This window comes from Candidatus Accumulibacter necessarius (assembly GCF_036625085.1).
Genome location: NZ_JAZKUM010000008.1, coordinates 1 through 12,086, shown reverse-complemented (window position 1 = coordinate 12,086; position 12,086 = coordinate 1). Strand labels below are relative to the sequence as shown.

The window sequence follows — 12,086 nt, the reverse complement described above, 5'->3', positions numbered from 1 at the left end:
GCTGATGGGCCACCGAAACCAGAAAAACGAGGTGGCTGTCCCAGGTGCACGTCGAAACGATGGACCGCGGAAGTGCCTCCGAGTAAACTGGCCAGTTAGACTTTTGCGCACGCCGTTTTTGGGAAAACAATGTCATGCAAATCAACATAGAAACCAGGCCCCCTGCCTCCGCAGCCTACGATATCAAGAAGAAGCGCCTCGTCGAAACGATCGACCGCCTCTACCTGCGTGATGCCAAGGCGTCACTGCAGAAAATGATCTCCCGGATTCATCCTGCGGACATGGCCGCGATTCTCGATGACTTACCCCCGGCGCACGTGGTGGATGTCTTCTACGCCATCGCCGACACGACGATGGCGGCAGATGTCTTCAACCAGTTGCCCTCAGGCCTGCGCTCGCAGGTGATGACCGAGTCACCGATCGAAAAACTGGCTGGCGTGCTGGAGCATCTGCCCCCGGACGACCTTGCCGACCTCATCGGTGATCTCCCTGAAGCGCAGCGCGAACAGCTGATGGCGCTGCTCGGTCGCGAAAGCAAGAACGAGGTGGAAAGCCTGCTGCAGTATGACCCCAGCAGTGCCGGCGGCATTATGACCACCGACTTCTTCTCGCTGCCACACACCCTGACCGTCGAGGAAGCGATCGAGAGCATCCGCAGCCGTGAAGACGTCGAGATGGTTTTCTACCTCTACTTGACCGACGAGGCCGATCGACTGGTGGGCGTCGTTTCATTGCGCCAATTGCTGCTGACTCGCGCCGGCACCCCTCTGCACAAGGTCATGAACCGGCGCGTGATGAAGGTGACGACGGATACCGACCAGACCACCGTCGCCATGCTGGTTGACAAGTACCGCCTGCTCGCGATCCCCGTGGTGGACGAGGAAAATGTCCTGGTCGGCATGGTCACGGTGGATGACGTAATCGATGTCATCGAAGAAGAAACGACGCGCGACATGCTGAAAATGGCAGGTACCAGCGAGTCGGAAACGCTCACCCACTCGGCCTTCAAGATTGCCGGAATACGCCTGCCCTGGCTGCTCGCCGCATTCATCGGAGGACTAGCGGCGACGGCGGTGATCGGACGTTACGAAGCGATCCTTGGCGAGGTTCTGGTCCTGAGCGCCTTCCTGCCAGTGGTGATGGGCATGGCTGGTAACGTCGGAGTCCAGTCTGCCACCGTCGCCGTGCGGGGTCTGGCCACCGGTGCAATCGATGTCAGAGACACCGTGCCACTGGTGCTCAAGGAGTTGCGTGTCGGCCTGGTGCTTGGTGGCTTCTACGGTGTGATCCTGGCACTTTACGGGTACCTGGTCCACAACAGCATCCAGCTTGGCGAGGTCGTCGGTCTGACCATTCTCGGCAACATGACCGGCGCCGCCTTGCTGGCGGTTCTCCTGCCAATGATCTTTCAGCGCCTCAAGGTAGACCCGGCGGTGGCCACGGGCCCCTTCGTCACCACTGCGATCGACATTCTGGGCGTCCTGAACTACTTCGTGATCGCCAGCTGGATTTACCAGCTGTGAGCCATCCGAAGCCCCACCGAGTAGTGGTGACCTGGAGCCCGAGCCTCACCGCCAGGGTCGACTGCACGCGATCTGTTCATGCGCGCTACCACGGTGCCTGCTGCTGCTGGAAGTGGTTGAGGAAGTTTCTGAATTCGGGCAGCAGGGACTCGGACTTTGCCGCCAGCCAGGTCTCGATAACCGCTCCCTTGCCACCGGGCAGCGCCTCGGCAGTCAGCTCCGCAGCAACGGCCAGATCGTTCAGACGACCGAGCAGTTCCTGCAAACACGTGGCTGACTGGTGGTAGTCGGCCAGCTGCGGGCCGGACAGGAGCGGAGTAAAGAATTCGACCGCATAGCGTAGCTGCTTGAACGCCACGCGCAGGCGGTGACGGGCCTCGACATCCGACTCCAGCGCATCCGCTGCGCGCTCATTGACCCGCCTGGCCCGCTTCTTGAGACAGCGCGGAACGAAACCTGCGAGCCGCCCGGCGCCGGCTTCCGGCAGCGCCAGAAGGGCGGCAGTGAAGTCGACCAGCAGGCGTGAGTACTCCACCGATTTGAGCGCACGAATACTCGCCCTGCGGCTGCCAGCGCAGCGTGTCTTGGCATGACGGGAAAGCCGGTCGATCTCGCCCCTGCCGGGAAAGGCCTCAGCGAGTCCAGGCAACGTTTCCGCCAGAAAGACATCCCAGTTGCGGGTATCACCAAGCCGTGTCGCCAGCTCCTGCCAAAGCGGATCGAAGCGGGCAACAAAGGCCTCTGGCAGTAGCGGCTCCCAGAGGCGGATCGCCGACCGCAGGCGACGGATGGCAACCCGCGCCTGATGAACGAACTCCGGCTCCTCACTCTGACAAACGCCTTGTTCGTTACTTTGCAGGTGGTGGAGACAGGACAGGGCAATCAGGCGAAAGGCCTCGATGGTCGGCATGCTGGCCGAGGTGACGACCGGCAACGCCTTGGCCGTGGCGAGCGGCACATCGGCCAGCAATCGGTAGGCACGTTCCGACTTGCTGCTTGTCTCCGGGTGCAGCGGCAGGTTGAACTGCAACTCGACCGCCACGTCGAACAGATCGCTGACCTCGCCGGCGAGCAGCTCCAGTTCGATCTCCCGGATGGTCTGGCGCTGACCCCGCGTATCGATCCAGCCGCGGTCGAGCGCCAGTTCGATGCGTACACCCTGGCGCGGCTCCAGCAGCCAGACATTGCGCCTGAAGTGCGTGGTGAATATGGGCTGCAGATGGTCACGCAGCGATTCGAGCAGTTCGCGGACGATCGCGTCATCCACATGCGAAAAGTCGAACTCTCCAGGCCGGCCGGGGACCTCCCACTCGCTGCGCTGCGCTAGTCCTGCGGTGAGCATCGGGGCTGTCTTGACGGTGAGCAAACACTGCCGCCCTTTCTGGCGGTGACGCACGACGATCCTTTCGCGCCGCAGTCGCTTGTCCGCCGTGTCGTAGTAGGTATTGATCAGCAATTGCCGTTGCGGCTCGACGCCGCCCAGGATGGCTTGCTTGGCCAGTTGGCTCGCGGCACGCGCTGGGAGGGACAGCTTGATTTCGGTCTCTGTGGCCATGACAAACCCTCCTGCTGGGGAGGGCTGGTGCTCCCCGGGTTATTCCGCTTTCCCGTGACGCCGCCCGGCGACCAAACCTCTTCAAGCGGGTGATTCCCCGGGCAGCACAGGATCCTAGATTAACACAGGAAGATTTCAATGCCGGCCGGGATGGCGTCATCCATCTCTGGCGAACAATGGTTTACCATTGCCTGAAGGCGATCCTCCCGACCACAGCCCATGCCGCCACGTTCACACGATCTCGAACAAATCTCTGGCCGAACGCTGGCTCATTACCACCAGCGCGCCGAGGAGTTTCGCATGGGGACGCGCGACCATGACGTAAGTCAGAATATCGCCGCGCTGCTGCGCCACCTCCGAGGCCAGATGCCATTCACGATCCTCGACTTCGGCTGCGGCCCAGGCCGCGATCTGAAGACCTTTACCGGCCTCGGTCATCTGGTCATCGGGCTGGACGGTACACGGAGCTTTGTCGACATGGCGCGCGCCGACAGCGGCTGCATGGTCTGGCAGCAGGATTTCCTGCAGCTCGATCTCCCGGCAGGGTATTTTGATGGAATATTCGCCAACGCCTCGCTGTTTCATGTGCCAACCCGGGAACTGCCGCGCGTTCTGCGACAGCTGCACGCCACCCTCAAGCCGCAGGGCGTACTGTTCTGCTCGAACCCCCACGGCGACAATCAGGAAGGCTGGCAGGATGGACGCTATGCCGCCTTCCATGACCTTGCAGCCTGGCGCCGCCAGCTCTCCGCTGCCGGCTTCAGCGAACTCGAGCATTATTATCGTCCCACCGGCGTGCCACGTGCGCAGCAGCCATGGCTCGCCAGCGTCTGGCGCCAGGTCGCAGGATGAGCGACGATGACTGCCCCAAGCGATCCCCCAGATTCCCGTTTCCACCCTAGCCAGCATTCCCGCCATGCCAAACAAACAGTTTTCCGGACGCCGCTCCGAACGCCGTGCCAGCCAGCGAATCGCCGAAGCCATTCTGGATTATGTCGGCCATACCCCTGCCACGGCCGAACACAGAAAGGAGAGGCCGGAAAGTCGTGCCCGCGCCATAGCCAGGACGGCCGCCAGGCAGGCTGCCGTAACCGCGGGCACTCTGACGCTTCCCCCTGGCCCCCTGGGCTGGCTGACGCTGCTTCCGCAACTCCGTGCGCTGTGGAAGCTGCAAACACAAATGGTTGCAGATATCGCCGGTTGTTACGGCAGGACGACCGAGCTGGGCCGCGAGGAGATGCTTTATTGCCTCTTCCGGCATACCGACGCTCAGGCCGTCCGTGATCTGGTTGCCGGAATCGGCCAGCGTTTTGTCGTCCATCGCGCTTCACGCCCGGAGGTCCAGGCGGTGGCCCTGAAGATCGCTTTGCACATTTCGCAACGCGTGATAGGGAAGGTGATAGCGCGCTGGATCCCCGTCTTCGGTGCGCTTGGCGCCAGCGCCTACGCCTACTACGACACCTCGCAGGTTGCCCGCACGGCCATCGATTTCTTTGCCGGGGTCATTGATGTCGAGGTGGAGGAGGAAGCCACCACCGACGGTGCACAAGACAAGACGCTGCGGAATTCACGCTGAGACCATCGCCAGCCGAGCGGTCGCCCGAAACGGAAGTTGACCTCGCTCCACGACAGCGTCGAGTTGCTTGGGCGCCGCTTGATCGACCCATACCGGCAGGCTGTTAGAATGGCTGCGATCGATTATCGACGAAAGCAGACGGTAAGGTGAGAGAAACCATCAGGCACCTGGAGGAATGGGCTAACCCACGGACGGTCGTCGTGCTGACGCTGCTGCTCCTCGGCGCACTGTGGACAGTGGTCATTGTCTCAGCCGTCTCGGCGCGGCAGGCAAGCATCATCGCCACCGGCGAGCGCCTGCAGCGCATGACGCATGCGGTTGAGGAGCAGACAAGACATCAGCTGCGCCTGCTCGACATCTTCCTCATGAGCTGTGAATCCTGGTTGTCTGCGAACAGCAGCCGCAACCCGCGCAGCGATCCTGCTTTCCGGAGGTTGATCGAAGGTTTCCGCAGCCGGACCGGTGAGTCCATCGACATCCTGCTGCTGACCGCGAATGGCGAGGTATCTGACGTCCGGAGCAAGGCCAAGGGGCGGCTGGCGAGTTTGGCTGACAGCGAGCACTTCAGGGGTGCGCTGGCCAACCCGGGGCTGTTCATCGGCAGCCCCGAGCGTGATCCGTCGACTGGCCACCTTGGCTTGCCGGTTGCTCTGTCGCTGCAGAACCCCGCGCACGGCATCCAGATGCTGGTTGCCTTGATCGACCTGCCGCGGCTGACCCGTGCGTACGACGAGCAACGCCAGAAGCCGGGGGGCGCGATCACTCTGCTCAGGCGCGACGGCACGATCCTCGCCAGGGCACCAGACGATCAGCAACTGCCGAGCCGGTCATTGGCTGACGGAGAGCTTTTCCGTAAGCATCTCGCCACACAATCACAAGCCTTCGTACTGTTCGACGACAAGGCGGATGGCCTGGCCAGGGAATTCATCAGCTTCTCGTCGATGCCTGATTATCCCTTGCTGATAATGGTCTCGGAAAACTACGACGACGCACTCGCCGCCTGGCTGCGACAGACCGTGTGGATCGTTCTCCTGGCATTGGGCGTGACCGTACCGCTGACCGTAATCGCCTATCGATCCCTCTGTCTGCTGCAGGCGCTGGCCAGCCAGAATGCGCAGTTGCAGCAGCTGGTAGACACCGATCGGCTGACCGGCGTCAGCAGCCGCCAGCACTTCGTCGAGACACTGCAGCAGGAACTCGAACTCGCCCAGCGGCAGCAGTCGCCGCTGGCCGTACTGTTGCTCGACATCGACTTCTTCAAGCGGATAAACGACGGCTATGGCCATGCCGTGGGTGATCAGGCACTGGTCACCTTTGCAACTGTAGCGAAACGCTGTCTCCGGGGAAGGGACCTCCTGGGCCGGCTGGGCGGTGGAGAATTTTCGATTCTCCTGCCCGAGACCGAAGTGAAACAGGCGGTCCGTATTGCCGAGCGGGTTCGCTTGGAAGTCGCAGCGATCTCGATTCCCACGGAGAACGGTACTGTCCAGTTCACGGTCAGCGTCGGAGCAGGCGCAGCCTGTGCTACTGACCGCTCTACTGACGACCTCCTGAAGCGCACAGCGCAGGCGCTTCACAATGCCAAGGCGGGCGGACACGATCGGATAGCGCTGGCTTGACAATACGACGTGATTGAGCGAACTCACGCCGCAGCAGAGAAGGACGACCGGCCCCCCGACGAGAGCGATTGGCCGGAAGGCACACCGTGCCGAACTATCGGCCCTTCCAGTCGGCCTTGCGCTTGCCAATGAAAGCGTCGATCCCCTCGCCCGCATCGTCGGTCATCATGTTGCAGGCCATCACCTCGGAAGCATACTGGTAAGCCGCTTCCAGCCCCATCTCCAGTTGTTTGTAGAACATCTGCTTACCCATGCCGATGGCGACCGAAGACTTGGCAATGATCGAGCGTGCCAGCTTGTCGACCTCGGCATCCAGGGCATCGGCGGCGACGACCCGATTGACCAGGCCTTGCTGCAGCGCCGTCCGGGCATCGATGAAGTCGCCGGTGAGCAGCATTTCCAACGCCTGCTTGCGACCGAGGTTGCGCGACAGCCCCACCCCCGGCGTCGCGCAGAACAGGCCGACGTTGATGCCGGAAGTGGCGAAGCGCGCGCTGTCGACGGCAACCGCCAGGTCGCACATCGACACCAATTGACAACCGGCTGCCGTGGCGATGCCATGCACCCGCGCAATCACCGGTTGGGGCATCTGCGTCAGGGTCATCATCATCTTGCCACAGCGGCCGAACAGATCCTGCATGAACGTCTTGTGGTGATTAGCCCGCATTTCCTTCAGATCGTGTCCGGCACAGAAAGCCTTGCCGGCACCAGCAATGACCACGACACGAACTGCCGGGTCCGGGGCGATCGCATCCAGTTCCGCCTGCAGGGCACCAATCATGGCCTGCGACAAGGCGTTGAACTGACTTGCGCGATTCAGCGTCAGGGTGGCAATGCCGTCATGATCAGCGCGGACAACGTAGAGGTCATCCGGATTGGACATCGGGGTGTTCATCTTTCTCTCCTTGAATGAGTGATGCGAGTTATTGGTCTTCCCCGGCGGTCGACCGACAATGCCTCAGCCGGCCGGCTTTCTCCAGATCGTTGAGCCAGGTGGCGAGTTGCCGCCCAAGCGCTTCACTGGCCGCAACCAATGCCATGACCCCGCCGCGAGCATCATCTGTGGCTGCTGGCTGCTCGCTGGCGACCACTCGTTCGGCAACGATCCGATGCCTGGCATCGAGCAGGGTGGCGTTGCCTTGCAGCATGGCGCGACTGCGCTGTGGCGTATCGAACAGCTGAGAGAACTCATGCAGTTCCAGGCGCAACACGCAACTGACCGCGGTCTGTCCAGTCACGGGAACGAGGCCCAGCTGTTGCCGCAGGCGCTGTGACAACAACAGTCCTGGTGGTCCTGCCCATCGACTACCTGCGTAGCTGCGCAACTTGAGCGGATTTTCGTAGAGCAGACGGTATTCGATACCCAGCGAGTCAAACCAGTATGGCGCCCTGATTTCGAGCGCCACGCTCCACCAAGGGCTGCCCTCGGCCAGACGCTCCACTGGCGGCCCGAAGTCGTACACGGCGGCCGGCGGCGCGTTTCGTGCGCCGCCGGCGCAGGCAGCGAGCAAGCACGCCGCGAGAATAATCAGTGGCCTGTTCATGGTGATCCCTCGCTGGCTGGCGGCGCGACAAAACCGGCCTCGCCGGGTCCCGGGGCTTGCTGCGGGGGACCAAATACGAGGCTTTGTGGCGATTCCTCAAGCATCTGCAGCAGCCGATTGAGCTGACGCGAACTCGCCGACAAATCAGCGCCAAGTTCATTGAGGCGCGGCGCGAGAGCGCCGATGCCAGCCGGCGACGGGTCACCGATCAGCAGATCCAGCTTGTCGCTGACCGCCTGGAGACGAACCATCAGGTGACGAGCATCGATCAGCAGGGGCGCCGCCTCACTTGCCGCCCGCTCCGCATGGGTAAGTGTCGCCTGCAGCAAGCGGAGATTCTCCGGAGCCAGCAACTGGCGCAACTGAAGTGCCAGCTCGTTGCTGTTGCCGGTCGTCGCCTCAAGGTTGGTCAGGATCCTGGCCAGCTTCTGGCGGTTCTCGCCGTCGAGGACCTGGTTCGCGCTGGCCAGAAAATCCCGTGCCTGACGCAAGGTCGCCCCGCCGACTTCCGACAACTCCTCGATCAGTGACGACTGCATGCCGATGCGTGGCGGCTCACCGTCATCACCGCGCAGCGGCGTCGGATCTTCTCCCTTGTCTTCCAGCAGGATATGGGCAATGCCGGTCACTCCCTGGTAGCCTAGCTTGGCGGTTGTCGCGCGGGTGACCGGCACGGTGCTGTCCACGCTGATACGAACCAGGATGTTCTGCCCATCCTTGGGGTCCAGTCCGATCGCCTGCACCTTGCCAACCCGGATTCCACGATAGCGCACCTGCCCCTGCAGACTGAGACCGGTGACGTTGTTTCGGGTAACCACAGTGTACTCGGTGGTCGCATCGTGGTTGCCCCCGAACCACCAGATCGCGAGTGCTACCGACACCCCGAGAAGCAGCGTAAACAGTCCGGCCGCCAGGGCGTGCGCACGGTGCTCCATGGCTAGCCGACGCCCTGTCTGACCGCCGCTGCGCGCCCGGAACTGAAGAAGTTGCGAATGAATGGGTGGTCAACGGCGGCCACCTCTGCTGCCGTACCACAGGCGACGATGCGCTGGTCGGCAAGAACGGCCAGGCGCGTGGCGAGGCCGGCCAGCGTCTCGGGATCATGCGTCACCATGACGACCGTGAAACCGAGTTCCTTCTGCAGCATCCTGAGCAGCTTGACGAAGTTCTCGCTGCGGTCCGGGTCGAGACCAGCCGTGGGCTCGTCGAGAACGAGCAGCTCAGGCTCCAGCGACAAGGCGCGCGCGAGAGCAACCCGCTTGATCATGCCGCCAGATAACTCGGCGGGCATCAGCCGGGCGTGGCGGGCTTCAAGCTCGACCATGCCGAGTTTGAGCAATACGAGATCGGTGATCATCGCCTCGTCGAGAGTGTGCAGTTCCCGTAGGGGAAAAGCAATGTTGTCATGAACGGAGAGTGCCGAGAAAAGCGCCCCCTGCTGAAAGAGCATGCCGAAGCGACGGCGAAGCCGACGACGCCGTTCCGGATTGGGGTCGAGGACCGCCTCGCCAAAGAGTCTGACGGTCCCCTTGCTTGGCGCCAGTAAACCAACAATCTCGCGCAGCAAGGTCGTTTTGCCACTGCCCGAGCCGCCGACCAGCCCAAGCATCTGCCCGACTTCGATGTCGAGGTCGATGTCCCGGTGGATCACGACATCCTCAAACTGCGTACACAGGCCGCGGATCTCGACCACCGGCGTCGCTCTCGGGCAGACCTCAGGCAATGTACCCACCTAGGGGAGCCCCAGATTGCGCGTGAACACCGCGAAGACGGCATCAACCAGAATCACCACCGTGATCGAGGTTACCACCGAAGTGGTCGTCCGTGCCGACAGGCTTTCGGTATTCGGCTTGACTCTGAGACCAAAGTGGCAGGCGATGAGCGCAATCAGGACGCCGAAGACTACTCCCTTGCTCAAGCCAATCCACACGTTGGCGACCGGCACCACCCTGGGCAGGGTATCGACAAAGAAGCCATAGGACAGGCCCATCTGCAGTTTGGCTGATACCATGCCGCCAATGATCCCGGCTGCCGAACACCAGATTACCAGCAACGGCATCGCTACGGCCAGCGCAAGCACCTTGGGCAGGACAAGACGCTGGCTTCTCGAGACACCCATCGTTGCTAGCGCATCGATCTCTTCGGTTACCCGCATGACGCCGATCTGGGCCGTCATCGCCGACCCCGAGCGACCGGCTACCAGGATGGCGACCAGCACCGGACCGAGCTCGCGCACAATGCTGATGCCGAGCAGATTGACGATGAAGATGTCCGCGCCGAAGGTCCTCAGTTGCAGTGACGAAAGGTAGGAAAGAACGACGCCGATCAGAAAGCCGATCAATGCCGTCACCGGCAAGGCCTGGGCGCCGCTCTTGTAAAGGTTCGCCGAAAACTCGCGCCACGGAATGTCACGCCGGTGAACGGACAGATAGGCCACATCCAGGACCAACTGGCCAATCATGGCAACCATCGCCGCCAGGTGGTTGCCAGCGGTCAGGGTCAGGCCGCCAGGAACAGTGAGCCAGGCCAGTGGATCCATCGATTGCTCTGGCTGGAGGTCGGGGCCGACAGCCTCGACCCGCTCCAGGAGCGCTCGGTGTCCGGAAGACACCGCCAGTGAGGCCGGCCACTGCCGTCCCCATGCGCGCCAGAGCAGGATCGCGCCCGCGCTGTCGAGGCGGGAGATCGACCGCAAGTCCCACCCGGGCTTGCTGATCGCCAAATCGCGCAGACGCAACTCAAACCCCGAAATCGGCTGCGGCATGGTCGCCAGCGTCCACTCACCGGAAAGCACGAGCTGCACCGCGTCGGACTGCCTGACGGCTTCTATGGTGGCCACCGCCATTCCGACCTCAGAAGGCGCTGTTCGATCTGCTGCGGGACCGATCCGCTTCCTCGCTCACTCGCTCAATCCTCCTCGGTTCAATGCCCATCCTCTTCACTGCCTCGAACCAACCCCCGCGAGGCATCGCGCCGCGTTCGCGGCCACTGCACTACGATTTCTGCAACGGATCCGAGCTCACCACAATGCCGTCCGGCACCGGCCGGACGCGCAGCTTGATGCCGATGCGGCGCCAGAGCAACGCCTCATCGGTCAAGGCAGCCGCAGTCATCGGATTGGCATTCGGCCAGCCCAGAGGAACATCAAGCTCGAACCCGACTGGTGACTCCCTGACCGGCAGTTCGGGTAGTGCATGGTCGTCCCGCGCACGATGAAGCAGGACCGCCAGGCGGAGGCAGAACACCAGGCGCCAGTTGGCGTCACCGGCAGGCATGGAGGCCAGCTTCTGAAGTTTGCCGCGCTGACCAAGTACCAGCAGGGCCAGACGCGCCTGATCGCGCTTGGAGAAGCCAGGCATGTCCGCATGCCCAAGGATATACGCCCCATGCTTGTGGAACTCGCTATGCGCCACCGAAAGGCCGATCTCATGCAGCGAGACCGCCCAGCGCAGAAAGTGCACGTCGTCCTCGTGCTCTGGTGAATCGAGCTTGATCATCTGACCGAGCAAGGCCACTGCGGTGCGCTCGACACGGACGACCTGTGCCTTGTCGACCTGATAGCGACGCCGAAAATGGACGACCGTGTCGTCGCGTTTGTCATGATGCTCGAAGCGCCCGAGCAGATCGTAGAGAACGCCCAGAGGCAACGCGCCATCGGAGTGGGTCATGTGTTCGATGCCCAGTTCCGAAAACACCGCAGACATTATCGCGACGGCACCAGGGAGAATCGTCAAGCGGTCGCTGCTCAGGCCTTTGAGTTCCAGCGCCTCGGCCGACCCGGCCCTGATAAGCAGTTGGCGCAGTTTCGCCAGACCTTCCCGGCTGATACCGCGGCCCCCCTCAGGATTCAGCTCGTTTGTTTCCAGGAGCGTGGCAATTTCCTGCGCGGAACCCGAGGAACCCACCGCCTCTTGCCAACCAAAACGCTGGTAGTCGGCGGCAATCGCTTCAATCTCGCGTGCAGCCGACACTTCAGCCGCGTAAAAGCGCTTCTTGTCGACCTTGCCTTCAGTAAAAAAACGCTGCCGATAGCTGATGCCACCCATGAACAGCGATTCCATGAGCAGCGGTTCGGTACGCTCGCCGATGATGAACTCGGTAGACCCACCGCCGATATCGACCACCAGCCGCCGGTGACTGGCCGAGGTCAGTGCATTCGCCGCACCGATGAAGATCAGGCGCGCCTCCTCGCGACCGCCGATGATCTCGATCGGAAAACCCAGAGCCGCCTCGGCCTGCACGAGGACCAAGCGCGCGTTTCTCGCCACC

Annotated in this window: 11 protein-coding genes; 4 read left to right on the top strand and 7 right to left on the bottom strand. The window is 62.4% G+C overall.

The window, feature by feature from the left end; genetic code table 11:
- Positions 1–134: 134 nt before the first annotated feature.
- A complete protein-coding gene (gene mgtE / locus V5B44_RS19760) occupies positions 135–1,523 on the top strand; it encodes a magnesium transporter (protein WP_332360796.1) in 1,389 nt (462 codons plus the stop codon).
- A gap of 85 nt (positions 1,524–1,608) precedes the next feature.
- Here mgtE and V5B44_RS19755 read toward each other — a convergent pair whose 3' ends face one another.
- The gene (locus V5B44_RS19755; protein ID WP_332360795.1) at positions 1,609–3,078 is read right to left on the bottom strand and encodes a CHAD domain-containing protein; all 1,470 of its coding nucleotides are present in this window, start codon (positions 3,076–3,078) and stop codon (positions 1,609–1,611) included.
- Between the two features lie 219 nt (positions 3,079–3,297).
- Between V5B44_RS19755 and V5B44_RS19750 the strand changes: the two genes are divergently transcribed.
- From V5B44_RS19750 to V5B44_RS19740, 3 genes are all read left to right on the top strand, one after another.
- Positions 3,298–3,930 (top strand): class I SAM-dependent methyltransferase, encoded by a 633-nt coding sequence (locus V5B44_RS19750; RefSeq protein WP_332360794.1) that lies wholly within the window; start codon positions 3,298–3,300, stop codon positions 3,928–3,930.
- Between the two features lie 64 nt (positions 3,931–3,994).
- Positions 3,995–4,654 (top strand): hypothetical protein, encoded by a 660-nt coding sequence (locus V5B44_RS19745; RefSeq protein WP_332360793.1) that lies wholly within the window; start codon positions 3,995–3,997, stop codon positions 4,652–4,654.
- Between the two features lie 146 nt (positions 4,655–4,800).
- Positions 4,801–6,273 carry a sensor domain-containing diguanylate cyclase gene (locus V5B44_RS19740; protein WP_332360792.1) on the top strand — a complete coding sequence of 491 codons (1,473 nt, stop codon included), beginning with the start codon at positions 4,801–4,803 and terminating at the stop codon, positions 6,271–6,273.
- A gap of 94 nt (positions 6,274–6,367) precedes the next feature.
- On the opposite strand, the gene V5B44_RS19735 is transcribed toward V5B44_RS19740, so the two are convergent.
- The 6 genes from V5B44_RS19735 to V5B44_RS19710 all read right to left on the bottom strand — a co-directional run.
- Entirely contained in the window at positions 6,368–7,168 is an 801-nt protein-coding gene (locus tag V5B44_RS19735) for an enoyl-CoA hydratase (protein ID WP_332360791.1), read from the bottom strand.
- A gap of 28 nt (positions 7,169–7,196) precedes the next feature.
- Positions 7,197–7,817, bottom strand: coding sequence for an ABC-type transport auxiliary lipoprotein family protein (locus tag V5B44_RS19730; protein WP_332360790.1), 621 nt, complete (start codon positions 7,815–7,817; stop codon positions 7,197–7,199).
- Positions 7,814–8,752 carry an MlaD family protein gene (locus tag V5B44_RS19725; RefSeq protein WP_332360789.1) on the bottom strand — a complete coding sequence of 313 codons (939 nt, stop codon included), beginning with the start codon at positions 8,750–8,752 and terminating at the stop codon, positions 7,814–7,816. The genes V5B44_RS19730 and V5B44_RS19725 overlap by 4 nt, the downstream gene beginning before the upstream one ends.
- 2 nt (positions 8,753–8,754) lie before the next feature.
- Positions 8,755–9,540 carry an ABC transporter ATP-binding protein gene (locus V5B44_RS19720; protein WP_332360788.1) on the bottom strand — a complete coding sequence of 262 codons (786 nt, stop codon included), beginning with the start codon at positions 9,538–9,540 and terminating at the stop codon, positions 8,755–8,757.
- Between the two features lie 9 nt (positions 9,541–9,549).
- Entirely contained in the window at positions 9,550–10,662 is a 1,113-nt protein-coding gene (locus V5B44_RS19715) for an MlaE family ABC transporter permease (protein WP_332360787.1), read from the bottom strand.
- A 148-nt stretch (positions 10,663–10,810) separates the two neighbouring features.
- Positions 10,811–12,086: Ppx/GppA phosphatase family protein (locus V5B44_RS19710; RefSeq protein ID WP_332360786.1), on the bottom strand; the 1,276-nt coding region annotated here is incomplete at its 5' end.

Coding starts and splice junctions, on each gene's coding strand:
- V5B44_RS19725 (WP_332360789.1), bottom strand. CDS start 8,752: ATGGAGCACCGTGCGCACGCCCTGGCGGCCGGACTGTTTACGCTGCTT.
- V5B44_RS19730 (WP_332360790.1), bottom strand. CDS start 7,817: ATGAACAGGCCACTGATTATTCTCGCGGCGTGCTTGCTCGCTGCCTGC.
- V5B44_RS19750 (WP_332360794.1), top strand. CDS start 3,298: ATGCCGCCACGTTCACACGATCTCGAACAAATCTCTGGCCGAACGCTG.
- V5B44_RS19755 (WP_332360795.1), bottom strand. CDS start 3,078: ATGGCCACAGAGACCGAAATCAAGCTGTCCCTCCCAGCGCGTGCCGCG.
- V5B44_RS19715 (WP_332360787.1), bottom strand. CDS start 10,662: ATGGCGGTGGCCACCATAGAAGCCGTCAGGCAGTCCGACGCGGTGCAG.
- mgtE (WP_332360796.1), top strand. CDS start 135: ATGCAAATCAACATAGAAACCAGGCCCCCTGCCTCCGCAGCCTACGAT.
- V5B44_RS19735 (WP_332360791.1), bottom strand. CDS start 7,168: ATGAACACCCCGATGTCCAATCCGGATGACCTCTACGTTGTCCGCGCT.
- V5B44_RS19745 (WP_332360793.1), top strand. CDS start 3,995: ATGCCAAACAAACAGTTTTCCGGACGCCGCTCCGAACGCCGTGCCAGC.